The 26,191-nt window shown below is 72.0% G+C and carries 24 protein-coding genes; 13 read left to right on the forward strand and 11 right to left on the reverse strand.

Annotated features, from left to right (window positions below):
- Positions 1-145 precede the first annotated feature (145 nt).
- Positions 146-1,363 (reverse strand): CynX/NimT family MFS transporter, encoded by a 1,218-nt coding sequence (locus ACTOQ3_RS02340; protein ID WP_440081711.1) that lies wholly within the window; start codon positions 1,361-1,363, stop codon positions 146-148.
- A gap of 88 nt (positions 1,364-1,451) precedes the next feature.
- Positions 1,452-2,912: a benzaldehyde dehydrogenase gene (locus ACTOQ3_RS02345; protein WP_440081712.1), complete on the reverse strand. Its 1,461-nt coding sequence runs from the start codon at positions 2,910-2,912 to the stop codon at positions 1,452-1,454.
- Positions 2,913-3,274: 362 nt separating this feature from the next.
- Here ACTOQ3_RS02345 and ACTOQ3_RS02350 point away from each other — a divergent pair, with 362 nt between their 5' ends.
- The 4 genes from ACTOQ3_RS02350 to ACTOQ3_RS02365 are packed head-to-tail and all read left to right on the forward strand — an operon-like array spanning position 3,275 to position 7,169.
- Entirely contained in the window at positions 3,275-4,456 is a 1,182-nt protein-coding gene (locus ACTOQ3_RS02350; protein WP_440081713.1) for a thiolase family protein, read from the forward strand.
- Positions 4,457-4,494: 38 nt separating this feature from the next.
- Positions 4,495-5,853 (forward strand): 3-carboxy-cis,cis-muconate cycloisomerase, encoded by a 1,359-nt coding sequence (gene pcaB / locus ACTOQ3_RS02355; RefSeq protein WP_440081714.1) that lies wholly within the window; start codon positions 4,495-4,497, stop codon positions 5,851-5,853.
- Between the two features lie 55 nt (positions 5,854-5,908).
- Positions 5,909-6,379, forward strand: coding sequence for a 4-carboxymuconolactone decarboxylase (pcaC, locus tag ACTOQ3_RS02360; protein WP_440081715.1), 471 nt, complete (start codon positions 5,909-5,911; stop codon positions 6,377-6,379).
- Positions 6,363-7,169, forward strand: coding sequence for an IclR family transcriptional regulator (locus tag ACTOQ3_RS02365; RefSeq protein ID WP_440081716.1), 807 nt, complete (start codon positions 6,363-6,365; stop codon positions 7,167-7,169). The genes pcaC and ACTOQ3_RS02365 overlap by 17 nt, the downstream gene beginning before the upstream one ends.
- A 324-nt stretch (positions 7,170-7,493) precedes the next feature.
- Here the strand turns inward: ACTOQ3_RS02365 and ACTOQ3_RS02370 are convergent, their stop codons facing one another.
- Entirely contained in the window at positions 7,494-7,907 is a 414-nt protein-coding gene (locus ACTOQ3_RS02370) for a hypothetical protein (RefSeq protein ID WP_440081718.1), read from the reverse strand.
- A gap of 117 nt (positions 7,908-8,024) precedes the next feature.
- On the opposite strand from ACTOQ3_RS02370, the gene ACTOQ3_RS02375 reads away from it, so the two are divergent.
- The gene (locus ACTOQ3_RS02375) at positions 8,025-8,828 is read left to right on the forward strand and encodes a helix-turn-helix domain-containing protein (protein ID WP_440081720.1); all 804 of its coding nucleotides are present in this window, start codon (positions 8,025-8,027) and stop codon (positions 8,826-8,828) included.
- 5 nt (positions 8,829-8,833) lie between these two features.
- On the opposite strand, the gene ACTOQ3_RS02380 is transcribed toward ACTOQ3_RS02375, so the two are convergent.
- Complete coding sequence (locus ACTOQ3_RS02380) at positions 8,834-8,968, reverse strand: hypothetical protein (protein WP_440081721.1); 135 nt, start codon at positions 8,966-8,968, stop codon at positions 8,834-8,836.
- A 167-nt stretch (positions 8,969-9,135) separates the two neighbouring features.
- On the opposite strand from ACTOQ3_RS02380, the gene ACTOQ3_RS02385 reads away from it, so the two are divergent.
- The 5 genes from ACTOQ3_RS02385 (at position 9,136) to ACTOQ3_RS02405 (ending at position 12,998) form a co-directional block, all read left to right on the forward strand.
- Positions 9,136-9,777 carry an MBL fold metallo-hydrolase gene (locus ACTOQ3_RS02385; RefSeq protein ID WP_440081722.1) on the forward strand — a complete coding sequence of 214 codons (642 nt, stop codon included), beginning with the start codon at positions 9,136-9,138 and terminating at the stop codon, positions 9,775-9,777.
- A 151-nt stretch (positions 9,778-9,928) separates the two neighbouring features.
- The gene (locus ACTOQ3_RS02390; RefSeq protein WP_362693387.1) at positions 9,929-10,477 is read left to right on the forward strand and encodes an EXLDI protein; all 549 of its coding nucleotides are present in this window, start codon (positions 9,929-9,931) and stop codon (positions 10,475-10,477) included.
- 147 nt (positions 10,478-10,624) lie between these two features.
- A complete protein-coding gene (locus ACTOQ3_RS02395; protein WP_440081723.1) occupies positions 10,625-11,602 on the forward strand; it encodes an ATP-binding cassette domain-containing protein in 978 nt (325 codons plus the stop codon).
- Positions 11,599-12,402 (forward strand): ABC transporter permease, encoded by an 804-nt coding sequence (locus tag ACTOQ3_RS02400; RefSeq protein ID WP_440081724.1) that lies wholly within the window; start codon positions 11,599-11,601, stop codon positions 12,400-12,402. The genes ACTOQ3_RS02395 and ACTOQ3_RS02400 overlap by 4 nt, the downstream gene beginning before the upstream one ends.
- A gap of 35 nt (positions 12,403-12,437) precedes the next feature.
- Complete coding sequence (locus ACTOQ3_RS02405; RefSeq protein ID WP_440081726.1) at positions 12,438-12,998, forward strand: DUF1707 SHOCT-like domain-containing protein; 561 nt, start codon at positions 12,438-12,440, stop codon at positions 12,996-12,998.
- A gap of 81 nt (positions 12,999-13,079) precedes the next feature.
- On the opposite strand, the gene ACTOQ3_RS02410 is transcribed toward ACTOQ3_RS02405, so the two are convergent.
- Positions 13,080-14,291 (reverse strand): MFS transporter, encoded by a 1,212-nt coding sequence (locus ACTOQ3_RS02410; protein ID WP_440081727.1) that lies wholly within the window; start codon positions 14,289-14,291, stop codon positions 13,080-13,082.
- Between the two features lie 66 nt (positions 14,292-14,357).
- Here ACTOQ3_RS02410 and ACTOQ3_RS02415 point away from each other — a divergent pair, with 66 nt between their 5' ends.
- A complete protein-coding gene (locus ACTOQ3_RS02415) occupies positions 14,358-15,344 on the forward strand; it encodes an ArsR family transcriptional regulator (protein WP_440081728.1) in 987 nt (328 codons plus the stop codon).
- 50 nt (positions 15,345-15,394) lie between these two features.
- On the opposite strand, the gene ACTOQ3_RS02420 is transcribed toward ACTOQ3_RS02415, so the two are convergent.
- The 4 genes from ACTOQ3_RS02420 to ACTOQ3_RS02435 all read right to left on the reverse strand — a co-directional run bounded on the left by ACTOQ3_RS02420 (position 15,395) and on the right by ACTOQ3_RS02435 (position 21,052).
- Positions 15,395-16,123, reverse strand: coding sequence for a hypothetical protein (locus ACTOQ3_RS02420; RefSeq protein ID WP_440081729.1), 729 nt, complete (start codon positions 16,121-16,123; stop codon positions 15,395-15,397).
- 159 nt (positions 16,124-16,282) lie between these two features.
- Positions 16,283-17,065, reverse strand: coding sequence for an SDR family NAD(P)-dependent oxidoreductase (locus ACTOQ3_RS02425; RefSeq protein ID WP_440081730.1), 783 nt, complete (start codon positions 17,063-17,065; stop codon positions 16,283-16,285).
- A 117-nt stretch (positions 17,066-17,182) separates the two neighbouring features.
- Positions 17,183-17,959 carry an AMP-binding protein gene (locus ACTOQ3_RS02430; RefSeq protein WP_440081731.1) on the reverse strand — a complete coding sequence of 259 codons (777 nt, stop codon included), beginning with the start codon at positions 17,957-17,959 and terminating at the stop codon, positions 17,183-17,185.
- A gap of 615 nt (positions 17,960-18,574) precedes the next feature.
- Positions 18,575-21,052 (reverse strand): tetratricopeptide repeat protein, encoded by a 2,478-nt coding sequence (locus ACTOQ3_RS02435; RefSeq protein WP_440081732.1) that lies wholly within the window; start codon positions 21,050-21,052, stop codon positions 18,575-18,577.
- 166 nt (positions 21,053-21,218) lie between these two features.
- Here ACTOQ3_RS02435 and ACTOQ3_RS02440 point away from each other — a divergent pair, with 166 nt between their 5' ends.
- A complete protein-coding gene (locus ACTOQ3_RS02440) occupies positions 21,219-23,096 on the forward strand; it encodes an ABC transporter ATP-binding protein (protein ID WP_440081733.1) in 1,878 nt (625 codons plus the stop codon).
- Between the two features lie 46 nt (positions 23,097-23,142).
- Here the strand turns inward: ACTOQ3_RS02440 and ACTOQ3_RS02445 are convergent, their stop codons facing one another.
- A complete protein-coding gene (locus ACTOQ3_RS02445) occupies positions 23,143-24,609 on the reverse strand; it encodes a peptidoglycan D,D-transpeptidase FtsI family protein (RefSeq protein ID WP_440081734.1) in 1,467 nt (488 codons plus the stop codon).
- A 141-nt stretch (positions 24,610-24,750) separates the two neighbouring features.
- Entirely contained in the window at positions 24,751-25,125 is a 375-nt protein-coding gene (locus ACTOQ3_RS02450; RefSeq protein ID WP_440081735.1) for a MerR family transcriptional regulator, read from the reverse strand.
- An 89-nt stretch (positions 25,126-25,214) separates the two neighbouring features.
- Between ACTOQ3_RS02450 and ACTOQ3_RS02455 the strand changes: the two genes are divergently transcribed.
- The gene (locus ACTOQ3_RS02455) at positions 25,215-26,153 is read left to right on the forward strand and encodes an aldo/keto reductase (protein WP_440081736.1); all 939 of its coding nucleotides are present in this window, start codon (positions 25,215-25,217) and stop codon (positions 26,151-26,153) included.
- Positions 26,154-26,191 lie beyond the last annotated feature (38 nt).

Genomic DNA, 26,191 nt, shown 5'->3' on the forward strand with positions numbered 1-26,191 from the left:
TGAACGCGATGCCGTACGGCGTGCCGCCGATCGCGGCTCCGCCCTTCGGTCATCCGGTGGCGGCCCCGTCCCACGCTACGCGCCCGCCCGGAAAGCCACAAGAGGCCGATTCACCCCGCTGACCAGGGCTTTCACGGCACACAGGTCAGGCCAGGGAGGGCGAGCCCTCGGCCGGACGAGGCTCTCCCGCCCCGGACGGCGCGACCGGGCGCCCGGCCAGGAACCCGGCCGCCAGCTGCAGGCCGCACGCGCCGAGCCCGGCCAGCAGCGGCAGCGTCCAGCCGCCCGAGAGCTGGTGGAGCGCGCCGATCAGGAGCGGTCCGAGCGCGGCCAGCGTGTAGCCGACGGACTGGGCGACGGCCGACAGGGCGGTGACCGAGACCGGGTCGGGCGCGCGGAGCGTGATGATGAGCAGGGCCAGCGCGATCGAGGCGCCCTGCCCCACCCCGAGGACGATCATCCAGAGCCACGGCAGGGCGGCGGGGGCGATCAGCACTCCGAGGTATCCGGCGATCGTGAGAACGGTCGCGGCGGTGACGTACGGCACCTGCGACCGGGCCCGGCCCGCGAGCACCGGGACGGTCAGCGTGGCCGCCACCTGGGCCAGGTTGGTGAGGCTGAGCATGTATCCGGCCTGGTCGGCGGGGAGTCCCGCGTCCTTGAAGATCGTCGGTATCCAGGCCAGCATGATGTAGAAGGTCAGCGACTGCAGGCCCATGTAGACGGTGACGTACCAGGTCACCCGGCTGCGGAGCAGCAGGGCGAACGGCCTGGGCGCGACCTCCGGGCGGGCGGGGCGGCGCAGCGCCTGGGGCAGCCAGAGCGCCGCCGCCGCCAGTGCCGGGATCGCGGTCATCGCCGTCACCTCGCGCCAGCCGAGCCCGGTGGCCCGCTCGATCGGGACCACCGAACCGGACGCCACCGCGGCGCCCAGCACCAGGCCGGAGACGTAGATCGCGGTGAACGGCCCGACCCGCGTGGGGAAGTGCTGCTTGACCACGCCGGGCATCGCGACGTTCATCACGGCGATGGCCGTACCGGCGACGGCCGCGCCCGCGTAGAGCGCGGGGACGCTTCCCGTGCCGCGCAGCGCCACTCCGGCCGCCAGGATCAGCAGCCCGGCCATGAGCGTGCGGTCCAGGCCGAAGCGGCGGGCGAGCAGGGGGGCGAGCGGGCCGAGGACGCCCAGGCAGACCACCATGACGGTGGTGATCGCCCCGCCCCCGGCGGCGCTCAGCCCGAGATCGTCCATGATCTCGTCCAGTACCGGGGAGATGCCCGCCAGCGCGGGCCGCAGGTTGAGCGCCGCGAGCACGAACCCCGCGACGAGCAACACCCGCGACATCCACGACACCCGCGACATACCGACTCCCCGCTCGAACATTGCCCAACTCTCCCATAAGCCTCACGGCGCACTATCAGGGGAGGTTATGCAGCCCGCCAGCAGGGAGTCAGAAGGGATATGTCGCGATATCTCCTTGCATCGTCACCCAGCGGGTCTCGGTGAAGGCCTCGATGTTGGCCCGTCCCCCGCCGAAGCGTGAGCCGGTACCCGACGCGCCGACCCCGCCGAACGGGGCCACCGCCTCGTCGTCCACCGTCTGGTCGTTGACGTGCACGATCCCGGTGGGAACGAGGTCGGCCAGCGCCAGGCCGCGCATCGCGTCGCGCGTCAGGATGCCCAGCGACAGGCCGTACTCGCTGTCGGAGGCCAGCGCGGCGGCCTCCTCGATCGTGGAGAACGGCACGACGGGCGCGACCGGGCCGAACACCTCCTGGACGTACGCGGGAGCGTGCGCGGGCAGGTCGGCCAGGACCGTGGGCCGGTAGAAGAGTCCCTCGTAGGTGCCGCCCGCGGCCAGCCGCGCCCCGGCGTCGACGCTCGCGGAGACCAGGCCGTGGACCTTGTCCCGCTGGCCGGCGTCGATCAGCGGGCCGAGCGCGACCTGCCCGCCCGCCGGATCGCCGACCGGCAGGTGGTCGGCCTTCTCCGCGAGCCGCGCCACGTACTCCTCCGCGATCGAGGAGTGCACCAGGTGGCGTCCGGTGGTCATGCAGATCTGCCCCTGGTGCAGGAAGGAGCCCCAGGCGCCCGCCGAGACGGCGAGGTCCAGGTCCGCGTCGTCCAGGACGATCAGCGCGCTGTTGCCGCCGAGCTCCAGGTGCACCCGCTTGAGCAGCCGTCCGCACGCCTCGCCGACCGCGCGCCCCGCCGCGGTCGAGCCGGTGAAGGAGATCACCCGTACCAGCGGATCGCCGACCAGCGCCTGACCGGCCGTCACCCCTCCCGGCAGCACGTGGAGCAGCCCGGGCGGCAGGCCCGCCTCCTCGAAGACGCGGGCGACGGCGACACCTCCGGAGACGGCGGTACGCGGGTCGGGCTTGAGGATCACCGCGTTCCCCAGGGCGAGCGCGGGGGCGACCGAGCGGATGGCGAGGACCAGCGGAAAGTTGAACGGGGCGATCACCCCGACCACCCCGGCGGGTACGCGGCGGGCCAGGCTGAGCCGCCGCTTGACGGTCGGCAGGATCTCCCCCAGCGGCTGGGACGCCAGCGCGGCGGCCTCGTGGCACTCCTGGGCGGCGACGTGCGTCTCCACGCCCGCCTTGGGGCGGATCGACCCGGCCTCACGGACCAGCCAGTCCTGGATCTCCTCGGCGTGCTCCTCGAACAGCCTCCCGGCCCGCCGCAGCACGGCCGCCCGCTCCTCGAACGAGGTCGCCGCCCACTCCCGCTGTGCCCGTACGGCGCGCACGGCCGCCGCCGCCACGTCCTCGGGCCCGGCCACGCCGACCCGGCCGAGCTCCGCGCCGGTGGCGGGCTCGACCACGGCCGCGTCGCCCGCGCGCGAGGTGCTCCAGCCGTCCCCGAAAACCTGCCCGGTCCACGTCTTGGCGTCCATCAGCGGCATGGCGTCTCCTTTGTCATGTTGAGTCATGGTGAGTCACGGCTGGTCATGGCCGGCCAGGGCGGCTGGGGAACGACGCACGGAACCTTCCGGAGGGAAGAGGTCGGGGATGGGTGTGCGTTATGCGAACAACCATTCCCTGAACGCACGATGCGTATCGCGGAAGCTACGCCCCGGCATCCGGCGTGTCAAGGAATGTCGGGCCGTGAAGTTGACCGTCCGAACGACACCTCAGTATGTTCATTCAGAGAACATTCGTACGCATGACGAACGTCCACCGATCCGGGTAACGAGGACGCGCGGGAAGGAACGATGGCCACGGTGGCCCCGCTCGCCGAGCCCCCGGCCGACAGGAGCCTCCGAACGTGAACGACGTCTACATCCTCGACGCGGTCCGCACGCCCATCGGCCGGTACGGCGGGGCGCTGTCGGGCGTCCGCCCCGACGACCTGGCCGCGCACGTCGTCCGCGCGCTGGCCGACCGCGCCCCCGCGCTCGACCCCGCCGCCATCGAGGACGTGTTCTTCGGCGCGGCCAACGGGGCGGGCGAGGACAACCGGGACGTCGCGCGGATGGCCGTGCTCCTGGCCGGGCTGCCGGTGACGGTGCCCGGCACGACCCTCAACCGGCTGTGCGGCTCCGGCCTGGAGGCGGCGATCGCCGCCTCCCGCGCGGTGGCCGTGGGCGACGCCTCCCTGGTGGTCGCCGGAGGTTCCGAGTCGATGAGCCGGGCGCCGTGGGTGATGCCCAAGCCCGCGCGGGGCTTCGACCGGGGAGAGCGGACCCTGCACGACACCGCCCTCGGCTGGCGCATGGTCAACCCCCGGATGCCCGCCGAGTGGACGGTCGCCCTGGGTGAGGGCGCCGAGATCCTCGCCGACCGCTACGACATCGGCCGCGAGGCCCAGGACCGGTTCGCGCTGCGCAGCCACCGGCGCGCGGCGGCGGCCTGGGAGCGCGGCGTCTTCGACCGCGAGGTGGTCCCGCTCGACGCCCTCGACCACGACGAGTCCGTCAGGGCCGACTCCACCGAGGAGTCCCTGTCCGGCCTGAAACCGGTCTTCCGCCCCGGCGGCACCGTCACCGCGGGAAACGCCTCCCCGCTCAACGACGGCGCGGCCGCGCTGCTCGTCGGCGACGAGGCGGGGGCCGCCCGGTCCGGACGGGCCCCGCTGGCCAGGATCGTGTCCCGTGCGGTGATCGGCGTCGAGCCGCACCTGTTCGGCATCGGACCGGTCGACGCGGCCCGTACGGCCCTCAAGCGGGCGGGCGTCGGCTGGTCCGACCTGAGCGTGGTCGAACTCAACGAGGCGTTCGCCGCCCAGTCGCTGGCGTGCCTCGCCGAGTGGCCCGACCTCGACCCCGAGATCGTCAACGTCAACGGCGGCGCCATCGCGCTCGGCCACCCCCTCGGCTCCTCGGGGGCGCGTATCCTCGGCACCCTCGCTCACGAGCTGCACCGCCGGGGCGGCGGGTACGGCCTGGCCGCCATCTGCATCGGCGTCGGCCAGGGACTCGCCGTCGTCCTCGAGGGAATCGGTTCCTGAGCGGCCATGACCGGCGTCCGAACCACCCGGAGGTGGACATGACCTCTCCCTCTCCCGCGAGCGGCGGCCCGGTCTCCGGCCTGTTCTCCGGGACTTTCGCCAGGGGCGAGGCCTCGGCGGAGGTGTCGGACGTCGCGTGGCTGGCCGCCATGCTGGACGTCGAGGCCGCGCTGGCCGGCGCGCAGGCCGGGATCGGCCTGGTCCCCGCCGAGGTGCCCGCCGCGCTGGCGCGGGCCTGCCGCCCCGAGCTCTACGACGTCGCCGAGCTGGGCGGCAGGGCCGCGCGGACCGGCAACCCCGTCATCCCCCTGGTCGCCGCCCTGCGGGAGCGGATCGAGCCCGGCCTGCGGGGGTTCGTCCACTACGGCGCCACCAGCCAGGACATCAACGACACCGCCGCCATGCTGGTCGCCCGCCGCGCGCTGACACCGATCCTGGCCGACCTGTCCGCCTGCGCGGACGCCTGCGCGCGACTGGCGTCCGGCCATCGCGGCACCGTCATGGCCGGCCGCACCGTCCTGCAGCACGCCGTGCCCGTCACGTTCGGGCTGAAGGCGGCGGGCTGGCTGAGCGCGCTGGACCGCTCGCGGTCCTGGCTGGCGGAGGTGCCGCTGCCGGTCCAGTACGGCGGGGCGGCCGGCACCCTGTCGGTCCTCGGCGAGCGGGGCCACGAGGTGCCGCCGCTCCTGGCGGCCGGGCTGGGACTGGCCGAGCCGCTCGTCCCCTGGCACACCGACCGGACCCCGGTGGCCCGGCTGGCCTGCGCGCTCGGCACCGCGGCGGGAACGCTCGGCAAGGTGGCGAACGACGTGAAGCTGCTGGCCCAGACCGAGGTGGCGGAGGTCGCCGAGCCCACCGGGCCCGGCCGGGGCACCTCGAGCGCGATGCCGCACAAGCGCAATCCGGTGGGCTCGATGTCCGTGCTCGCCTGCGTCCAGCGCGTCCCCGGGCTGGTCGCCTCGATCCTGGACGGCATGGTCCAGGAGCACGAGCGCGCCGCGGGCCCCTGGCAGGCCGAGTGGGAGACGCTGGGCGAGCTGCTCCGGCTCACCGGCAGCGCCGCCTCCTGGCTCCGCGAAGTGCTGGAGGGCCTGACCGTCGACCCCGCCCGGATGCGCGCCAACCTCGGGGCGACCCGCGGGCTGCTGATGGCCGAGCAGGTCGTCGTACGGCTCGGGGGCACCCCGCAGGCCCGGCGGCTGGTGGACGCCGCCTGCGCCCGCGCCGCCGAGGAGGGCGCGGAGCTGCGGGAGGTCCTGCTCGCCGATCCCGGCGTCTCCCTGACCGCCGGGGAGATCGACGCGGCCCTCGACCCGGCGGGCGCCCTCGGCTCCGCCACCGCCTTCGTCGACCGGGCACTCGCCGCCCACGAGAACCTCACGGGAGCCGGCGGATGAGCGAACGGGACACCGGTGAGAGACGAACGGCACGAACGGACGGGAGAGCGGGCGGATGAGCGGGGAGACCGCGGGAACGAGCGGTACGAACGGGCAGATCAGCGGGGAGACCGCGGAGACGAACGGCATGAACGGGTGGGCGGCCGGGGACGCGACACGCCGGGCCGTACTCGGCGACGAGCACGTGAACCGCGCCGTCGCGGGCACCACCCCGTTCACCGCGGACTTCCAGGAGTTCATCACCACGTACGCGTGGGGTGAGATCTGGACCCGTCCCGGCCTGGACCGGCGCACCCGCAGTTGCATCACGCTGGCCATGCTCGCCGCGCTCGGGCACGAGCACGAGCTGGCCATGCACGTGCGGGCGGCGCTCCGCGTCGGCCTGACCGAGGAGGAGATCAAGGAAGTGCTGCTGCAGACCGCGATCTACGCGGGCGTGCCCGCCGCCAACCGGGCGTTCGCGGTGGCACGGGCGGCACTAGAGTTCGACCGGAACGAGGAGGGCGGGGATGGTCGAACCGGTTGACCGTGGCTCGGACCACGTGCAGTCGCTGGCGCGCGGGCTCTCGGTGATCAAGGCGTTCAGCGCGACGAGCCCCGAGCTGACGCTCAGCGAGGTGGCCCGCGCGACCGGCCTGACCCGGGCCGCGGCCCGGCGGTTCCTGCTGACGCTCGTCGACCTCGGCTACGTGAGGACCGACGGGCGGCTGTTCGCGCTCTCCCCCCGCGTCCTGGACCTCGGGTACGCCTACCTGTCCAGCCTCTCGCTGCCCGAGGTGGCCGAGCCGCACCTCGAACGCCTCGTCGCCGAGGTGCACGAGTCGGCGTCGGTGGCGGTGCTCGACGGCGAGGACGTCGTCTACGTGGCCCGGGTGGCGACCAGCAGGATCATGCGGGTGACCATCAACATCGGCACCCGTTTTCCGGCGCACTGCACCTCGATGGGCCGGGTGCTGCTGGCCTGGCTGCCGCCCGACGACCTCGACGCCTACCTCGGACGGGTCGAGCTCCACAGTTTCACCCCCAAGACGATCACCTCTCCCGCCGCCCTCGGAACCGAGCTCGACAGGGTGCGCGCCCAGGGCTGGGCCATGGTCGACCAGGAGCTGGAGGAGGGCCTGCGCTCGATCGCCGTCCCCGTCAGGGAACGCTCGGGACGGGTGACCGCCGCGATCAACATCTCCTCCCACGCGAGCCGTACGACCTCGGAGTCCGCCCGCCGCCACCTGCTCCCGCCGCTGCTCGCCACCGCCGCGCGGGTGGAGGCCGACCTGCACGCCTCGGGCGTCGGGGGCAGCGCCCTGTCCCCCCGCTGACCCCGGCCACCGCCCCCGGCACATCGCCTCAGCCTTGATCCGCCGGACAGAACCCAGCCGCCCGGCCTGATGACGGCGGCATTACCTGTCAGTCGGTTCGGATGACCACCTTTCCGAAGGGCCTGCCGTTGAGGCGGCAGGGGTGGCGCTCGTGCAGAATGAGCGCGTCGCGTCGGTCGAGCGAGACCGCGTGGACAAGGATGCCGGCCGGCGTCGGCACCGGTTCTTCACCTGGCACGATCCCGTCAAGGCGGCCAGGGCTCTCCAGACGGCAAGAACGCATGGCCGCCCCACGGTTGTTCGATTCGCCTACCGTCCACACGCTCATCCCTCGATGAACTGGTAGTCGGTCCGAATCCGGCCGTCCTCGCCGAGGACGAGAATCTCAAGACCGGCGCCTACCGGCTCACCACCGCCCGCGGGCACCATCTCCCAGTTGAACTTGACGACATCGGCGAGACGATCGGCGTTGTCCCGCCTCCTGAAGAAGAACTTTCCGGGCGCGATGAACTCCTCGTACGAGCGGGCCACCCTGACCTCGAGTGCCTCGTGTCCGCGAGCCTCGAGGACGGGGGTGAGGCCCAGTGCCGCGGCGGTCTCCCGGATCTCCTGAGGTGGCTGGAGTATCTGGACACCGTCCTCAGTCCACAGCTCGGCGACGGCCTTACGGCGCAGCTCGGCGTCCGGCTCGTTCCAGACCGCCACGTAACGGCCGACCAGATCCTCGATATCGATCACAGCTTTTCCTCCGTCGTGATGCGTTCGTGACGTTGCCGATCCTGACCGCGACGTCGTGGCCCGACAATTCCCTCGAAGGAATGGCTGTACGCCGTTCACTGCGTTAGACAAGGTCAGGTGACCGGCACTTCGGAACGCGGCGGGTTCGCCGGTGTCCTGCGCGCGTGGCGCGGACGCCGCGGCGTCAGCCAACTGGACCTCGCCCTGCGCGCTGGGACCACGCAGCGGCACGTCAGCTTCATCGAGAGCGGCCGATCGACCCCCGGCAGGTCCATGGTCGTACGGCTCTCCGAGTCGCTGGAGATACCGCTTCGGGAACGAAACGCGCTGTTGCTGGCTGCGGGCTACGCCCCCGCCTACCCGGAAACCCCGTTCGACGACCCCGAACTCGGACCGGTCCGCGTCGCGCTGGAAGGCGTCCTGCGAGGGCACCACCCGTACCCCGCGGTGATCGTCGATCGGCACGGCGATCTCGTCTCGGCCAACGACCCGTTCTGGGCGCTGACCGAGGGGGTGGCGTCCCATCTCCTCGCGTCGCCTGTCAATGTCCCCCGCTTGTTGCTGGATCCTCGAGGAATGGCGCCGCGGATCATCAATCTGGACGTATGGGCCTGGCACGTGATCGACCACATCCGGCTGGAAGCGGCTCGCAATCCCGACGACCGGCTTGAGGCGCTGGTCACCGAGCTCACGAAACTGGTACCCGATTGCCTCCGGAAACCGGGGCCGGATCATCTCGGCTTCGCGGTCCCGCTGCGACTTCGCTTCGGCGACGGCGAGCTTCGACTCCTGACCACTCTGACCCACTTCGGGACCGCGGTCGACGTCACCGTCGCCGAGCTGCGGATGGAGGCCTTCCTGCCGGCCGACGCGGCGACGGCCTCCGCCCTCGCCGAACTCGGACAGGCCCTGACCAGGTGAACACCTCAGCTTCCACCGCCGGTGGCCGTCCTGGAACCGTCGGCGATGGCGATGGCGATGACCGCGAGCGTCGTCCCGCTCACCGCGCTGCGCCCGACCGACCCGCACGAGTGGAGCGCGTCGTCACGAGTGTCCGACATCGTCCCACACCTCCCCCACGGCCTGATGGCCACGACCGCGTACGACCGCCCGACCCGGCCCACCGCGCGCACGGCCGTCGGCGCCACTCCGGGGAGGGCGCCCACCGATCGTTCGCCCGTGGCGGATCCGATCAGGGCGACGCGGCGGGGCGAGCAGCATGTGACGCATGACGATAAGACTCACTAAATTCGGACATGCGTGTGTGCGGCTGGAGAAGAACGGGCGGAGCCTCACCATCGATCCCGGCGCGATGACCCCGGAGGCCGATGCCGTCACCGGCGCCGAGGCCGTACTCGTCACGCATGAGCACTTCGACCACTTCGAACCCGAACGTCTGCGCGCGGCCGCCGCCGGGGACCCGCGTCTCGTCGTCTACACCTGCCCCGGCGTGGCCCGGCACCTGACCGGACTCGGCGACCGCGTACAGGTCGTGCGGGAGGGGGACGTGCTGTCGATCGCGGGTTTCGAGGTGACCGTCGTCGGGGAGAAGCACCACTTCAGCCACCCCGACGTGCCGCCGGTGGACAACGTGGGATTCGTCGTCGACGGGGAGGTCCTCCACCCGGGCGACGCGCTGACCGTCGTCGACGTGCCGACACTGCTGGTGCCCGGCCAGGCTCCCTGGATGACGGTTCCCGACATGATCGCCTACCTGCGGGCGATGACGCCCCGGCGCGCGTACGCGATCCACGACGGCTTGATCAACGAGTGGGGCGTCAAGGTGCTGGAGGACGTGCTCGCCGGCGAGGCCGAAAGACTCGGGGCCGACATCCGGCGGCTCAGGCCCGGCGAGAGCGTCGAGCTCTGACCCCCCGACCCGGCGGCCGAGACCTCGCCGGCGTGCCGCCTGGCGGCACCCATCACCGTTAAATCACGACATAACTCGAAAACAGGAAGGGCCTTGCCGCCTGCCCTGTTCTATACGTAGGCTTATACGTATACGGGATGAGGATGGAACGATGCCCAATAAAACGATCTACGTCTCGGACGACGACCTGCCCCTGTTCCAGCGGGCGCAGGAGCTCGCCGGGGGCAAACTGTCGACGGCGATCAGCGTGGCGCTGCGGCGCTACGTCGAGATGGAGGACGGCCGCCAGGAGGGCTACGACGAGATCATCGTGCAGGTCGGCCAGGGCGGCACGGGCCGCAAGCAGCGCTTCTCCGGGGTGCTGCTCGGCGAGTGGGGACGCACGACGGGCAGCCGGGTGGAGATGTTCCGGGTGTACCGCTCGCGTAAGGACAAATACGTCCTGCACGTCGACCGCTCGCCCGACTGGACGGACAGCCTGACGTCGGGAGCCGACAACTGGCTGGAGGGTCTCCTCTCGCGCGGCGCGTGGCGGAGCTATCTCGGCCTGGCCGACTCCAGCTGGGGCTTCGTCCAGGGCGAGTCCACGCTTGAGGTCGTGAACACCTTCCAGGAGCTGCGCGGCAGGATCCCGGACGAGTTCTACGACCTGATCGCCGACATGGCCGAGCGTCCCGCCGTGGAGGACCTCGACATCTAACTCCATCCGACGAACGCAACCGGACGGTCGACAGGCGACCGCCCGCTACCCCGTCACGCCCTCATCCCGCTCATCCCGCTCATTCCGCTGTCCCCCCGTGCCCTCATCCCGCCGTCCCCGACACGAACGAACGAAGGAGAAACCCGCATGCCCCCCGCGATAACGGCCGAAGGGCTGGTCAAGAAGTACGGCGACGTCGTCGCCCTGGACGGGATGGACCTGTCCGTCCCCGAAGGCACCGTGTTCGGCCTGCTCGGCCCCAACGGCGCAGGAAAGACCACGGCCGTACGGATCCTGACCACCCTGTTGAAACCGGACGCCGGCCGCGCCACGGTCGCCGGGTTCGACGTCGTCGCCGACGCGTACCGGCTGCGCGCCCACATCGGCGCCTCCGGCCAGTACGCCGCCGTCGACGACCACCTCACCGGTGCCGAGAACCTGGAGATGGTCGGCCGCCTCTACCACCTGGGCGTCAAACGCAGCAGGCAGCGGGCCCGCGAGCTGCTGGAACGCTTCGACCTGAGCGAGGCGGCCGACCGCCCCGTGCAGGGTTACTCCGGCGGCATGCGACGCCGCCTCGACCTCGCCGGAGCGCTGGTCGCCGCCCCGCCGGTGCTGTTCCTCGACGAGCCCACCACCGGCCTCGACCCCCGGGCCCGCACGAGCCTGTGGGACGTCATCTCCGAACTCGTCGCCGACGGCACCACCGTGCTGCTCACCACGCAGTACCTGGAGGAGGCCGACCGGCTGGCCAGGACGATCGCGGTGGTCGACCACGGCCGGGTGATCGCGCTCGGCACCGCCGACGAGCTCAAGGACCAGGTCGGCGGTGACCGCGTCGAGCTGACCATGACCAGCACGGCCGACCTGCACACCGCGCGGCGCGTGCTCGCTCCCCTGGCCGTGGGGAACACGCGGACCGACGACGCCACGCTCCGGCTCACGATCCCGGTCGGCGACGGCACGGCCTCGCTCACCACGGCCCTGGGCCACCTGGCCGCCGAACGCGTCGCCGTACGCGACGCCGGACTGCGGCGGCCGACGCTCGACGAGGTGTTCCTCACCCTCACCGGACACCCGACCGCCGACCCCACCACGACGAAGACGAAGGAGCACACCCGATGAACGCCCTCCAGCTGGCGGTCTCCGACGGCATCACGATCACCAAACGCAACGTCCTCAAGATCAAGCGAGCGCCCGACCTGCTGGGCGGCGTGATCATCCTCCCGATCGTGTTCGTGCTGCTGTTCGCGTACGTCTTCGGCAGCATGATGAGCCTGCCGGGCATGTCGTACCAGGAGTACATGATTCCCGGGATCTTCGTCCAGACGATCGTGACGAGCGCGCAGATCACCGGCTACACGCTCACCCTGGACCTGCAGAAGGGCATCTTCGACCGGTTCCGCACGCTGCCCATGGCCCCGTCGGCGGTGCTGACCGGCCAGACCTCCAGCGACGTCCTCATGAACGCGAGCAGCGTCGTCGCGATGGCCCTCGTCGGGCTGGCCGTCGGCTGGCGCATCCACTCGGAGCCGCATCAGGCCGTGCTGGGCTTCCTGTTGCTCCTGCTGTTCTCGTACGCGTTCTCGTGGGTGACCGCGACGGTCGCGCTGGCCCTGCGCAAGCCCGAGGTCTTCAACAACATCGCCACCATCGTGTCGATGCCGCTGGTCTTCCTGTCCAACGCCTTCGTCGACAGCACCCGCCTGCCCGGGCCGCTGCGGGTCGTCGCCGAGTGGAACCCCGTCTCCGCGGTCGTCCAGGCCGCTCGCGAGCTCTTCGGCAACACCAACGCGGCCATGCCGGTGCCCGGCGCCTGGCCGCTCCAGCACGCGGTGCCGGCGACGCTACTGTGGTCGGTACTGCTCCTGGTCGTCTTCGTGCCCCTCTCCATCCGGCTGTACAAGAGGGCGGTCAGCCAGTGATCCGGCTCGACGAGACAGGGCAGGTGACGGAGCGGATGGAACCACGGATACGCGTCTCCGACGGAGAACGCGACAGGGTCGTGCGCCAGCTCCAGCAGGCGTTCGCCGACGGTCGCCTCGGCCCCGACGAGATGGAGGAACGGCTCGAACGCGCGCTCACGGCGAGGTCCCACGGCGACCTGCTGCCGTTGGTCGCCGACCTGCCGGACGCCCCGGACGGCCCGAACGCACCGGACGACGTACTCCGACTGACGTCCACGGGCGGACGAATCAAGCGGTCGGGCGACTGGCAGGTCCCGCGTCTGCTGCGCGTCGAGTCCGAGTACGGCGGGGTGCGGCTCGACCTGTCCCAGGCCCTCGTACGGTATCCGGAGATCGACATCGAGCTCCGGCTCCCCTACGGCTCCGCCACGATCGTCCTGCCGTCCGGCGCGACCGCGAACGTCGACGGGGTACGCACCGGGTGGGGCAGCGTGGCCTGCGCGCTGCCCGGCCGCGCACGTCCGGGCGCGCTGCACGTCCGGATCACCGGAGAGCTCGAATACGGCCGCCTGCGCGTCCGCACCTCGCGCGAGTGGTCCGGCCCCCGCCGATAAGGCCGCCGGGCAGGGCGTCGAGAGCGCGAGCCGCCCGCGCCGGGTTCGCCGATCCGGCTTCCCCGGGGGTGCGGGCGGCTGTCACGCGGGCCGCCGCCCGCCGGCTCTCAGCGACCGGTGCAGGGCGAGCGAGGAGAGGACGGTCGCGGCTCCCACGAGGACGATCGCCGTGTGCGGGGCGGTCAGCTCGGCGGCGACGCCGACCAGGGCGCCGCCCAGGGCCTGGCCGGTCATCATTCCCGCCGAGGCCAGGCCGAAGGCCTGCCCCCTGACCGCTTCGGGGACCGCGTCCACGAACCACCGCTGCAACCCCAGCTGGCAGACGGCCGACGCCGCCGTGGCGAGCAGCACGATCAGCGCGGCTCCCGCGAGTCCCGGCCGGGCGGCGAAGGCGAGCAGGGGAACGCCGGACACGATCGCGAAGGGAAACGCCAGCCGTTCCCGGCCGGCGGGCGAGACGAACCGGCCGACGACGAAGTTGCCGGCCGCCAGGCCGACGGAGGCGGCGGCGAGCGCGAACCCGGCGGCGTTTCCCAGGTAGGGGACCATCATCGCCTCGGCACCCACCACGAGCGAGACCGGCAGCCACTGTGCGAGCAGCAGGCCGCGCACCCGGGGGTCCGTCAGCAGGGCCCGGTTGACCCGCAGCGTCTCCCGTACGGGACCGTCCCCCTGCGGGTTCGCGGCGCTCGCGTTCCTGGCGGGGAAGTCGGGCAGGCCGTAGCGCAGCACCACGGCCGACAGGGCGGACAGCGCGGCGGTGGCGGCCAGCGCCCCCGTGGGTCCCGCGAGGGCGAGGACGGCGCCGCCCGCCGCCAGGCCGCCGATCTGGGCACCGGCGGACGTCACGTTCAGCACGGACCTGGCCAGGACGAACGCGTCACCCGGCAGCAGGTCGGGCAGGAGGGCGCTGCGCGCCGCCCCGAAGACGGGCGAGAACAGCCCGGTGGTCAGGACCAGGACGAGCATCGCCCAGACGGGCAGGCCCGTGAAGGCCAGGAGCAGGCAGGTCACCACCCGCACCAGCTCACCGGCGACCATCAGCGCACGCGGGCGGATCCGGTCGGCCAGCGAGAGCAGGAAGGTCCCGCCGACGATGTAGGGCAGGAACCCCACCATGTACGCCGCCGCCGACAGTCCCGGCGAGCCGGTCCGCGCGTAGACCAGCGCCGACAGGGCCAGCATCTTGACCTGGTCCCCGGCCACCAGGAGGGTGAAGCTGCCGAACAGGACACGGAACTCCCGGTTCGCGAAGACCTCCGTGTAGGTCGCGCCGTGCTCTTGTGTGGTCATGAACACGATGGTGGGAGATGTCCGGACAGCTGACTAACCTTTCGGATATATCCGAAAGGTCATTCCATGATCATCCGCATCGAGGTCACCCCGCAGGACATCATGGCCAGCAGGTTCGCCATCTCCCCCCTCATCGTGACCAAGCACGCGCTCTGGATCCTCTCCGGCAGGAGGGAGGCCGGGGAGTGGCGGTCGTGGGCCGGCAGGATGCGGGAGCCGTACGAGAGACTGCTGCTCGCGTACCCCGGGCTGAGGCCCATGGTGGCGCTGTTCCGCGAGCGGCACTACAACGCCGACTTCCCCGCGCCGCCGCCGACCGGGGTGAACACCCCGGTCGAGGCGGAACTCGCGGTGGTGCGCGCCACCCCGGTGGCGCGGGCGCACGCCGAGATCGCCAGGAACCTGGAGGGGATGCCGCGCCTGCCGGGGCCCGTCAGGGACGTGCTGTTCTCACCGGACGTCGTGCGGCTGTTCGCCGAGGCGCTGGGGGCGATCTGGGAGGAGATCGTGTCCCCCGCGTGGCCGCGCTTCCACGCGATCCTGGAGCGGGACGTGGTCCAGCGGGCGGGCCGCCTGGCGACCTACGGCTGGGCGGCGGCACTGGACGACCTCACCCCCCGGGTCCGCTGGCGTCCCGACGGTGTCATCGAGGTGCTCTCCAGGGACACGGACGAGACCTGCCGGCTCGACGGGCGCGGGCTGCTCTTCGTGCCGACCGTGTTCCCCACCGGGATCGGCTTCTACCTGGAGACCGACTGGCCGTACGCCATCAGCTATCCGGCCAGGGGCACCGGCATCCCGCCCGAGGCGCCGGACGGCCTGGCCGGGCTGATCGGCAGGACCAGGAGCCGCCTCCTGCTGGAGCTGGCGACCCCGGCGACCACCACCCAGCTCGTGACCCTGCTGGAGCTGAGCCTGGGCACCGTGGGCGGCCACGTCTCCGCCCTGCGCAGGGCGGGCCTGGTCACCGGGAGCCGCACCGGCCGAGGCGTCCTGTACCACCGCACCGCGCTGGGCGACTCCCTGGTCAGCCCCTCGGGACTCCGGCCCTGAGGAACCACCCGGAAACGGACTTGCCGGCGACACGGAACACCGAGACCGGTTCAGGGGGCGCCGCGATATCCGGCGGCGCGCAACCGCGTGGCGATGCCGTCCAGGCCACAGGGATCGGCCCAGCGGGAGGCCGGATTGATCTCTTCCATGCCGCCGATCACCCGCAGGCCGCTGCCGAGGAGCGCTCCCTGCGGATGGGTCGTGTAGATCGGCGTCCCGGCCGGGAGAGCTGCCCGGTCCTTGACCACGGGCCACTCCTTCCGGGTGTCCGGGTAGACGAACAGCAGGACCCTGGTGCCCTCGGGCACCCCCCTGCGGAAGTCGGCCACCGAGTGGACCGGGGTCTGGTTCCGCCATATCCCGCCCTGGAAGAACCTCACATGGACCAGACCGGCGGACCGCCCCTTGAACCGCTCGCTCACCCGCACCGGCATCAGCACGTAGTGCGTACGGTCGCCGGGGATCCCCTCCTCGAGGATCGGTCCCGGTACGAAGCCCTCGACGGTTCCCCCGACGACCAGCGGCGTCTTCGCCGCGAGCTCCTCCGGGGAGTTGAGGGGGTCGTAGTCGAAGGCGATCTGCCGAAGCAGTTTGACGTCCAACCTCTTGGAGGAGGCTGGAGCACACGTGGATCCGGCTCCCGCCCCCGCCTCGGTCTCGGTCAACGCCGGAGCCGGAGCCGGGGCCGCCGGTGCGCCCGTGCTCCGATCCACGGTCGTGGGCGCGCCGCAGGCGGTCAACGCGACGAGAAGCGTGAGGACGGTCAATCGCATGATCATGAGACGTCCGCGGGCCTCGTCCGGTTCAACCTCCCGGAGGCCGCCAGGTCGTGGAGCCGGGCGAGAACCGGCCGAGGAGAGCGTGGACGGCCGTCGTGGGGACGGATGCGGGCGGGCCGGAGCACCGGGGCGCCGGCGGTTCCGTCCGCGACGACGCGTTCACGTCGCGTGCGACGGGAGCGGGACGCCGGTCAGCTTGGCACACGCGTCGAGGAGGCCGTCCTGCACCTCGGGCGACCGCGCGGCGGGGTGGGCGAAGCGCGTCTCCTGGTGGTGGAAGTAGCTACCGGTCACGGTGGCCTCGGGGTCCTGACTCGTGGCCAGCCACACCTGCGTCACGGGGCCCAGGGAGAGGTCGTCGGGCGCACCCGGACCTCCCATCTTCGTGGCGACCCAGCCGGGTTCGAGCGCGTTGGACAGCACGTCCGGCCATCGGCGGGCGACCGCGAACGCCAGGACGACGTCCAGCAGCTTGCTGTCGGCGTACGCCCGCGAACCGTCCCAGTTGCGGGTGCTCCACTGGAGGTCGTCCAGTTTGGGGTCCCCGCCGCGATGCATGCCGGAGCTGAGATAGACCAGCCGGTCGGGTGGGGTGATGAGCGCCGTGAGCAGGTACGGGGCGAGCACGTTGACCGCGAACACGTGGGACAGGCCGTCGGCGGTCACGATCCTGCGCGGTTCCCGGTATCCGACGGCGGCGTTGTGGATGATCGCATCGTAGCGGCCCAGCTCGTTGGCCTGAGCCGCCACGGACCGCATCCCCTCGATGGTGATCAGGTCTCCGACGACGACGGCCTCCGCCTCCGGCAGCGCGTCGCGCGCGTCGTCGGCGCGGGTGTCGTTGCGGGCGTGCAGCGTGACGTCGTGACCGTCGTGAACCAGCAGCCGGGCGGCCATGAGCCCGAGGCCGTCAGTGGAGCCAGTGATCAGAATGCGCGCCATGAGAACGATCCCCTTTGCGAGAACATGCTGGTCGTTAACTACCCAGGGGAGGGGAGCGCACGCCGTCGAACGCACATCAAGCCAGGTCAGGACCCGGTCAGCCGCCTCCTGATCGCCTCAGACGCGCTGGACGGCCCCGTCGGACAGCGCCACGACGGTGACGCCGAAGTCGTGGATGGTCGCCGACAGCTCGTCGGGCGAGAGGCCGGGGGCCACGACGACGAGGGAGCCGCGCATCAGCGCCAGCCCGATCAGGGTCGTCATGGCCAGGCTGCACCGCAGGGGCCAGGTCACCAGGAGGACGTCGGACTTCCCCAGCTCGGCGCCCTCGTCGAGGACGTTCATCCGTACGATCAGGTCGTGGTGGGTGAGCACGCCCCCGTCGTCGATCAGGAGGGCGGGCTGCACCGCCGGGTCGAGGAAGGGCAGCGGGACGGGCTCCAGGAGCAGCAGGTCGGCGAAGTCGACGGTGTCACGGGCCTGACCGAACGCGATCACCTGCCGGACCCGCGAGTCCTCCACGGCCCGCAACGACGCGTCGGCCAGGCGCGGGGTGGTGATGAGCAGCCGCGCGTCCCACTCGGCGAGCAGGTCGGCCATCTCCTCGCACCCGGAGGTGATCGGCGCCGCCACCCCGCCCGCCGCGATGACCGTGTGCACCGCCAGCGTCTGGGCCACCGCGCTGTCGACGTGGATCCCGGCCACCTGGCGCCGCCGGGCACCCCGCCTCACCAGGCCGGAAGCTCCCCGCGTCACCTCCGCGGCCAGCCGGCGGTAGCCGTACACCACTCCGGCGCCGAGGTCGATCAGGGCGGGCCGGTCACCTCGACCGTGCGCGTAGCCGAACACCGCTTCGGTGAGGGTGCAGCTGGTGGACGGAGAGGTGGGTCTCATTCCGCCGACGGTAGGGCCGCTCGATCCACGCGGGCATCCGCAGATGTATGTAGATGACTGTGTATTCGGCCCCCGCCTCCGCCCGGTGCCCGGTCCCACCCCTTCGGACAGTGCCCGCTTCCCCTGGACGGCGCCCGGTTCCCGCTCGGGTAACGCCCGGTTTCCCCTCGGACGGAGCGCGCTCCGCGGGTCCCGACGCCGGGCGAAAAGGAGAAACCAGGAGAAGAGCCAGGAAAAGCTATGGGCGGGCCCGAGCCCTGCGCGACTCGAGCCCGCTGTCACGTGACCCATGGCCAGGGCCCCCACCCCTCCGAGGAGACCTCGGCCATCAACGGGGACACGCGACGTCCGTAGCGTGCTCGACCGAGACGCCCGGGATGGTGTGGACCTGCCGTCCCGGACCGGAACGGTGGCCGGCACGGTGCGGAAGGCTGGACGTCATCGGTCGAACACCAGGAAAACGTACGGTGTGCGGCGGGCACGACACATGCTCCGGACTGCGTATCCCGGGATGTATCTTCACTCCCGCGAAACCCTCGCGGATGTGTAGTCCGGAGTATGTAAAACTCACGGCCGCCGGGCGAGGCCTGTGAACGGGCGAGCCGGTCGCGCCGGTCAGGATCGGTTCTGCTCGATGACCCAGGTGGCGACCTGCGTCCGGGAGGAGAACCCGAGCTTGGCCAGGATGTTGGCGACGTGCCGGGCCGCGGTGGCGGGACTGATCACCAGTTCGTCGGCGATGGCCTTGTTGCTCATCCCCCTGGCGATCAGCTCGGCGATCTCCCATTCCCGGCAGGTGAGCGTGGTCATGGGGGCGACGACCGGATGCTTGCCGAGCAGCAGGGGCGTCTCGTAGGGCTCGTCGAACTGCAGCGCGTAGCGGACCGCCTGCTCCTGGGACATCTCCTGGCCGTGCGCCCACAGCTGCGCGACCAGCGCGTCACCGAGGCGCACCCGGGCGGGCTGGAGCAGCTCCTCCATCCGCGCCCCGAACCCGGGCGGCAGCACGGCGCCGCCCATCGCGCTCCTGATCGCGGCGGAGGCCCCGGCCAGGCGCACCGCCCGGCGGTCGTCCTCCTCGGCGAGCGCGAGCTGCGCGAGCGTCTCGATGCGGCGGGCCACGCCGAGCCGCTGGCCGGTGCCGATGCAGAGCCTCAGGCTCTCGATCAGCCTGCCCCGCGCGGTGGGGAGGTCTCCCTGGGCCAGCGCGATCCGGCCCAGCCCGGACAGGCAGGTGATGGCCTGCCAGTGGGCGGTGATGTCCTGGAGCATGTCGAGGGCGCGCTCGTAGTGGGCGCGGGCCTCCGCCAGGTCGCCGCGGAGCCAGGCGACCTGGGCCAGGCCGATGAGGGCGACCGGCGCGGCCCAGTGGTTGTCGAGCTCGTGGGCGATGGCGAGCGCGGCCTCGAAGGACCGCTGCGACTCCTTCGCCCTGCCCTCGGACAGCGCGAACGTGCCCTCCATGGACCGGATGACCGTCTCGTGCCAGGGGTCGTCGACCGTGCGTACGGCCTCCAGCGCGTCGTCCAGCAGGGACCTGGCCCTTTCGGGACGCCGCTGGTAGATGGCCACCCAGGCGAGGATGGCGAGCGCGCCGCTGAGCGGTCCGTACAGGCCGGCCTCGCGGCACAGGCCGACCGCGGCGGCGCAGGCGATCTGCGCGGTGTCGGGGTCGCCCTGCCCGAAGGCCACCTGCCCGCGCAGCGCGAGCGCGTCGCCGCGTACGGACGGCGTCAGATCCTCGGGGGCGGCGTCGAGCAGGCGGTCGAGCCACTTGTCGGCCGGGGTGAACCTCCCCCCGGCGATGATCGGCCAGCGCAGCAGGACGAGGAGGCGCAGCGCGCTCTCGGGGTCGCCCGCCGACTCCGCCGACCAGCGCACCGCCGCCCACACGTTGGTCTGGAGCTCGTCCAGCATGACGAGCATCGGGCAGATCTCGGTCCAGGCCGGGCGGGGGCGCCGGACGATCGTCCCGTGGATCCGGGCGGCGATCTCGATCATGTGGTCGCGGTGCAGCCGCCGGAACTCGGGCTCCTCGCCCGAGGCGTCGAGCTGCTCGGTGGCGTACTCGCGGATCGTCTCCAGCATGCGGTAGCGCGTCTCGCCCGCCACCTCTGCGTCGGCCAGGACCAGCGACTTGTCGACCAGGTCGCAGAGCACCCCCAGGACGTCCTCGGCCCACAGCGCGTTGCCCGCGCAGACCTGTTCGGCCATGTCGAGCGTCCACCCGCCGGTGAAGACCGCGAGCCGGCGCAGGAGGATCCGCTCGGGCTCGTTGAGCTGCTGGTAGCTCCAGTCGACGGTCGCCCTGAGCGTCTGCTGCCTGGCCGGGGCCGTCCTGTCGCCCGCCGACAGCAGCCGGAACCTGTCCCTGATCCTGGCGTTGATCTGCTCCACGGTCAGCACCCTGCACAGGGCGGCGGCGAGCTCGATGGCGAGCGGCATCCCGTCGAGCGCCTCGCAGAGCCCGGCGATGTCGGCCGCGTTCTGCTCAGTGACGGAGAAGGCCCGCGAGGCGGCGGTGGCGCGGTCGACGAAGAGGCGCACCGCCTCGCTGGTGCCGAGGTCGTGGCCGTCGCTCCTGGGCAGGGTGAGCGGCGGCACCCGCCACACGGTCTCCCCCGCCACCCGGAGCGGCTCGCGGCTGGTCGTGAGCACGCGTACGTCGGGACAGACGGTGAGCACGGCGCGGCAGAACCTCGCGGACTCCTCGATGAGCGACTCGCAGTTGTCCATGACCAGCAGCAGCCGCCGGTCGCCGAGCGCGTCGATCAGGGTGTCGGCCAGCGCGCGGGACGGCTCGGCCTTGACCCCGAGCACGGCGGCCACCCGGGGCTCGATCTGGTCGCCGCGCACCGCGTCGGCCAGCTCGACCAGCCAGACCCCGCCGGGGAACTCCCCCGCCACCTGGCCGGCGACCCGGACCGCCAGCCTGCTCTTGCCGATGCCGCCCGCCCCGCAGAGCGTCACCACCCTGGCGACGCCCAGCAGGTCGGTGAGCTCTTCCACGTCGGCTTCACGCCCCACGAAGCCGTTGGGTTCGAGGGGGAGGTTGCCTCCGGTGAAGGAGGAGTGTGCGGTGTCCTGGGTCATCGGCTCTTAGAGAGGTCGCGGATAGAACCGTCACAGAAAGTGTGACATCAATTACCGAACCATGCCCAGTCTTAGACCTTTTCCGACCTATGGATTATCCTGCCCCGCCGTGGCCGCCCACGGCCATCCAATGGCCATCGCCGGTGCGGCGACTCACACTGCTCCCATGACGAACTCCCCCGCCGACCCGGTCCCCGAGATCGGCGAGATCAGCGTCTCCGGCTGGTACGCCCACACCGACAAGATGACGAAGGTCGGCTTCCTGACCATCGCCCGCAGGCTTCCGGCGCTGGTGTCGCAGGCCGTCAGGCTGGCGTGGCTGGCCAGCCCCCGCGACACCGTCATCGCGATCGCCCTGAGCCTGCTGAGCGGGGTGTTCACCGCGTTCGGGCTGCTCGCCACGACCGGGGTGCTGTCGGCGCTGTTCGAGGCGGGGCCGACTCCCGACCGGGTGCGGGCCGCCCTGCCCAGCCTGATCCTGGTGGGGGTGGCCGCGACCCTGCGCACCCTCACGCAGGCGGGCGCGGGCTGGGCCCAGTCACGTCTGGAGCCCCAGGTAGGCCGGATCGCCGAGGAACGCCTGTACGGGCTGACCAGCCGGGTCGGCCTCGCGGCCTTCGACGACCCCGACTTCCACGACGCGCTCCAGCGGGCCAGGGCGCGCGGGGTCGGCGTCGCGGACGAGGTGGTGGGCACGGCCATCAACACGCTGACCGCGGTCATCGGCATCGTCGCCGCGGCGGGCGTGCTGGGGGTGCTCCACCCGGTCCTGCTGCCGCTGCTGGTGCTGGCGGTGCTGCCCGACGCGTGGGCGGCGGTCCGCTCGGCGCGCATGCGCTACACGACGATGTACGCCCTGATCCCGGCCAGGCGCCGTAAGTGGATCATCGCGGAGCTGCTCGCGGACCGCGATCCGGCCGCGGAGGTGCGCTCGTTCACCATGCGCGGCTTCCTGATGCGGATGTACGACGCGGTGGCGACGGCCGAGCAGGCGGTCATGCTCGGCCTGGCCCGGCGGCAGGTCCTCGCGCGGGTCGTCGGCGAGGCGCTGGGCGGCGTCGGCACGGCCGTCGTCTACGTCGCCCTGGGCGTGCTGCTGGCGGTGGGGGCGGTCCCCCTGGCGGTCGCGGGCACCGCCGTACTGGCGATCCGTTCGGGCCAGACCTATCTGGCCAACCTGATGTACGCCACGAACCGGCTCTACGAGGAGGGCCTGTACTTCACCGACTTCCTCGACTTCTGCGCCGAGGCCGAGGGCAGGCTGCCCGCCGGACGCCCGGCGAGGGCACCGGAGGGCTTCGAGCGGATCACCGCCGAGGACGTCGTCTTCACCTATCCGGGCTCCGCCGGCCCGGCGCTCCAGGGGCTCACGGTGACCATCGGCAGGGGCGAGGTGATCGCCCTCGTCGGGGAGAACGGCTCGGGCAAGACCACGCTGGCCAAGATCCTGTCCGGGCTGTACGAACCGGACGGCGGCCGGGTCCGCTGGGACGACACGGACCTGGCGGACGTCGATCCCGACGAGCTGCGCGACCGCATCGCGGTCATCGCCCAGGACCACACGCGCTGGCCGCTGACCGCCCGCTACAACATCAGCATGGGCACCGACAAGGGGGAGCCCGCGCTCGTCGCGGCGGCCGAGGTCGCGGGCGCCGACCAGGTGGTGGCCGAGCTGCCGCACGGCTACAGCACCCTGCTCGACCGGCGTTTCAAGGACGGCCAGGAGTTGTCCGGCGGCCAGTGGCAGCGGATCGCGGTGGCCCGCGGCTTCCACCGGGACGCCCCGCTGCTGATCTGCGACGAGCCCACCGCGGCCCTGGACGCCCGCGCCGAGCACGCCCTGTTCGAACGCATCCGGCAGCACGCCGACGGGCGTACCGTGCTGCTGATCACCCACCGGCTGGCGAGCGTCCGCTACGCCGACCGGATCTACGTCCTCGACCACGGCAAGGTCGTCGAGCACGGCACCCACGACGAACTCATGACTCTCGACGGCCTCTACGCCGACCTCTACAGCCTCCAGGCCAGGGCCTACTCGGCCTGACCTCCCGGGACGGCCTCGACGGCCTCCGTCGCCTCAGGGCCGGGCCCTACTCGGTCTGGCCGCCCAGGAACGCCTCGATGACGGCCCTGGCGATGGGGGCCGCCACCCGCCCGCCCCGCCCGCCGCCCTCGACCAGGACCCCGACGGCGATCCGGGGAGAGACGGCCGGGGCGAAGCCGGTGAAGATCGCGTGGTCCTCACCCGAGACGGCGTTCTCCGCCGTGCCGGTCTTCCCCGCGACCTTCACACCCCGGACGGCCGCGGCGACGCCGGTCCCTCCCTTCCCGGTGACGGCGACCATCATCTCCGTGAGCCGTTCGGCCTCCTCGGCGCCGAGCGCGCGGCGGTACGCCGAGGGTTCGGTCACGTCGATCACCGTGCCGTCGGCGAGGCGGACCTCGTCCACCAGGTGGGGACGCATCAGCGAGCCGTCGTTGGCCACCGCCGCCGCGAGCATCGCGATCATGAGCGGGGTGGCCCGGACGTCGAACTGGCCCAGCGCCGACATCGCGGTCTGCGCGTCGTCCAGCGCGGAGGGATAGACGCTCCTGGCCACCGGCATGGGCACCCGCAGGTCGTCGGTGTCGAACCCGAAGGCCTCGGCCTGCTCGCGCAGCGCGTCCTGGCCGAGGTCGATCCCCATCTTCGCGAAGGGGGTGTTGCACGAGAGCCTGAACGCCTGGAACAGCGGAAGGGTGCCGCCGCCGCAGGCGGCGCCACCGGCGTTGCGCAGGTAGGTACCGGTGCCGGGGAGGCGGAAGGACTTCGGGGCGCTGACGCGGGTGCCGGGGTCGTAGCGCCCCGAGCCGAGCGCAGCCGCGCCGGTGATGATTTTGAAGGTGGATCCCGGCGGGTAGTTCCGATGGATCGCCCGGTTCAGCAGCGGGTCCTCGGGGTCGCCCTGCAGCCGCTTGTCCACCCGGTCGAGCTTGGCCGCGTCGAAGCTCGTGTAGAGGTTCGGGTCGTACGAGGGCAGGGAGACCATGGCCAGGATCGCGCCGGTGCGAGGATCGATCGCGACGACGGCGCCGGGCTTCCCGGTGGCGCGCAGCCCGTCGTAGGCGGCCCGCTGGGCGCCGCGGTCGACGGTGAGCCTGAGCGTGGCGCCGCCGCGGGTGCCGTCGACCAGCCCGCGCATCTTCACCCGGGGGTCGCTCCCGGACAGCAGGGCCTCCTCGGCCTGCTCTACGCCACCGGTGCCGTAGAGCGAGAAGTGCCCGGTGATCGCCGCGTAGAGCGGCCCACCGGGATAGACCCTGCGGTACCGGTACGTGGCGCTCCTGGCCTTGCGGCTGGTCGCGACGACCGTGCCGTCGCGGAGCAGGATCCTGCCCCGGGGACTCTCGAAGCGCGCGATCATCGTCCGCTTGTTGCGCGGGTCCTCGTTGAGCCGCTCGGAGTCCAGCGCCTGGAGGTAGGTCACGTTGGCGAGAAGGGCGAACAGCATCCCCCCGCACATCAGCGCGACGTGGCGCAGCGGAATGTTGATCCGGCGCGCGCGCGGTGCGACCATGGCCCCTCCCCGGACACCCGACCTCGATACCGGTTTAACAGCCGGACCGAAAAGGGCACCTCGACCAGGGGCAAAGCCGTCGTACGGCTTCTGAACGGCCATAAGCCCCAGAGCTTGTGGCCGGCACGAACCGCGCGGCCTCTAGTCGACCACCGAGTGGTAATACGAGATCTTGTTACGGATCGCCACCTGCTTCTCGCGCAGGTTCTCGACCTGCTCCTGCACCCGCCGGTCGTGGGCCTCGAGCAGCGCGATGCGGTCGCGGACCGTGTGGTCGCCCGCCCTGGTCATCTCGGCGAAGCGGAGCATCTCCGCGATCGGCATGCCGGTGTCGCGCAGGCAGCGGATCATGCCGAGCCAGCCGACGTCCTCCTGGGTGAACCGGCGCTGCCCGGCCGCGTTGCGGCCGATCGGCTCGAGCAACCCGATCCGCTCGTAGTAACGAAGCGTGTCGAGGCTGAAGCCGGTCTCCTCCACCACTTGTCCTGGTGTGTACACACTCACATCGGGCAGCATTTCACCTGGAGCCCACTCAAGGTCAAGTTCCGAGGTTTCCCGGCGACCCACTTGCCCTGGAGTCCACTCCAGCATTCAGGGTGGCGTTCATGACACACATCCCCCTCGCCCTGGGCGCCATCCCCTTCGGCACCGTCCTCGACGACCGGGCCGGCTTCGCGATCCTCGACCGGTTCGCCGACGCCGGAGGCGCCCTGCTGGACACCGCGAACAACTACCCGTTCTGGAACGAGGGCGCCACCGGCGACGAGAGCGAGCTGGCCATCGGCCGCTGGCTGGCCGCCCGGGGCAACCGCGACCGGATGGTGCTGAGCACCAAGTGCGGCGCGCGCCCGACCGTCCCCGGTGACCGGACGCTGGACTCCGCCGAGGGCCTGTCCGCCGCGGCGATCGCCGCCGCCGCCGAGGGCAGCCTGCGGCGGCTGGGCACCGACCACGTCGACGTGTACTGGGCGCACATCGAGGACCGCTCCGTTCCCCTGGAGGAGACCCTGGGCGCCTTCGCCGAGCTGGCCCAGGCGGGCAAGGTCCGCGAGATCGGCGCGAGCAACGTCCCGGCCTGGCGCCTGGAGCGCGCCCGCGCCACCTCGCGGGCGAACGGCTGGCCGCTCTACACCAACGTCCAGCTCCGCCACACCTACCTGCGGCCCCGGCCCGGGGTGCGGCTGCCGGAGGCGGGTCACGTCCTGGTGCAGGACGACATGCTCGACTACCTGCGCTCGGAGCCCGGCCTGACCCTGTGGGCGTACAACACGCTGATGTTCGGCGCCTACACGCGCGAGGACCGGCCGATCCAGGACATCTATCACCACCCGGGCACCGCGCGCGGGCTGGCCGTGCTGCGGGAGATCGCGGGCGAGCTGGGCGCGACCGTCAACCAGGTGGTGCTGGCCTGGCTGATCGGCGGTGACGTGACGACGGTCCCGATCGTCGGTGTGAGCTCCCTGGCGCAGCTGGAGGAGGCGCTGGGCGCGCTGGACCTCAAGCTCGACGGCGAGCACCGCGCCCGCCTGGACGCCGCCCGCTGACGGGACCCGCCGATGACGGCGTCCACCGACCGCGTCCG

It is taken from the genome of Streptosporangium sp. LJ11 (assembly GCF_051918945.1).
In the GTDB taxonomy this organism is placed as follows: domain Bacteria; phylum Actinomycetota; class Actinomycetes; order Streptosporangiales; family Streptosporangiaceae; genus Streptosporangium.

Bases quoted from the DNA above. Each gene is read 5' to 3' on its own strand.
- ACTOQ3_RS02345 (WP_440081712.1), bottom strand. From the start codon at position 2,912: ATGCCGCTGATGGACGCCAAGACGTGGACCGGGCAGGTTTTCGGGGAC.
- ACTOQ3_RS02450 (WP_440081735.1), bottom strand. From the start codon at position 25,125: ATGCTGCCCGATGTGAGTGTGTACACACCAGGACAAGTGGTGGAGGAG.
- ACTOQ3_RS02380 (WP_440081721.1), bottom strand. From the start codon at position 8,968: ATGTCGGACACTCGTGACGACGCGCTCCACTCGTGCGGGTCGGTCGGG.
- ACTOQ3_RS02390 (WP_362693387.1), top strand. From the start codon at position 9,929: ATGCCCAATAAAACGATCTACGTCTCGGACGACGACCTGCCCCTGTTC.
- ACTOQ3_RS02395 (WP_440081723.1), top strand. From the start codon at position 10,625: ATGCCCCCCGCGATAACGGCCGAAGGGCTGGTCAAGAAGTACGGCGAC.
- ACTOQ3_RS02340 (WP_440081711.1), bottom strand. From the start codon at position 1,363: ATGTCGCGGGTGTCGTGGATGTCGCGGGTGTTGCTCGTCGCGGGGTTC.
- ACTOQ3_RS02415 (WP_440081728.1), top strand. From the start codon at position 14,358: ATGATCATCCGCATCGAGGTCACCCCGCAGGACATCATGGCCAGCAGG.
- ACTOQ3_RS02385 (WP_440081722.1), top strand. From the start codon at position 9,136: ATGACGATAAGACTCACTAAATTCGGACATGCGTGTGTGCGGCTGGAG.
- ACTOQ3_RS02425 (WP_440081730.1), bottom strand. From the start codon at position 17,065: ATGGCGCGCATTCTGATCACTGGCTCCACTGACGGCCTCGGGCTCATG.
- ACTOQ3_RS02430 (WP_440081731.1), bottom strand. From the start codon at position 17,959: ATGAGACCCACCTCTCCGTCCACCAGCTGCACCCTCACCGAAGCGGTG.
- pcaC (WP_440081715.1), top strand. From the start codon at position 5,909: ATGAGCGGGGAGACCGCGGGAACGAGCGGTACGAACGGGCAGATCAGC.
- ACTOQ3_RS02440 (WP_440081733.1), top strand. From the start codon at position 21,219: ATGACGAACTCCCCCGCCGACCCGGTCCCCGAGATCGGCGAGATCAGC.
- ACTOQ3_RS02400 (WP_440081724.1), top strand. From the start codon at position 11,599: ATGAACGCCCTCCAGCTGGCGGTCTCCGACGGCATCACGATCACCAAA.
- ACTOQ3_RS02365 (WP_440081716.1), top strand. From the start codon at position 6,363: ATGGTCGAACCGGTTGACCGTGGCTCGGACCACGTGCAGTCGCTGGCG.
- ACTOQ3_RS02445 (WP_440081734.1), bottom strand. From the start codon at position 24,609: ATGGTCGCACCGCGCGCGCGCCGGATCAACATTCCGCTGCGCCACGTC.
- ACTOQ3_RS02410 (WP_440081727.1), bottom strand. From the start codon at position 14,291: ATGACCACACAAGAGCACGGCGCGACCTACACGGAGGTCTTCGCGAAC.
- ACTOQ3_RS02420 (WP_440081729.1), bottom strand. From the start codon at position 16,123: ATGATCATGCGATTGACCGTCCTCACGCTTCTCGTCGCGTTGACCGCC.
- pcaB (WP_440081714.1), top strand. From the start codon at position 4,495: ATGACCTCTCCCTCTCCCGCGAGCGGCGGCCCGGTCTCCGGCCTGTTC.
- ACTOQ3_RS02455 (WP_440081736.1), top strand. From the start codon at position 25,215: ATGACACACATCCCCCTCGCCCTGGGCGCCATCCCCTTCGGCACCGTC.
- ACTOQ3_RS02435 (WP_440081732.1), bottom strand. From the start codon at position 21,052: ATGACCCAGGACACCGCACACTCCTCCTTCACCGGAGGCAACCTCCCC.
- ACTOQ3_RS02405 (WP_440081726.1), top strand. From the start codon at position 12,438: ATGGAACCACGGATACGCGTCTCCGACGGAGAACGCGACAGGGTCGTG.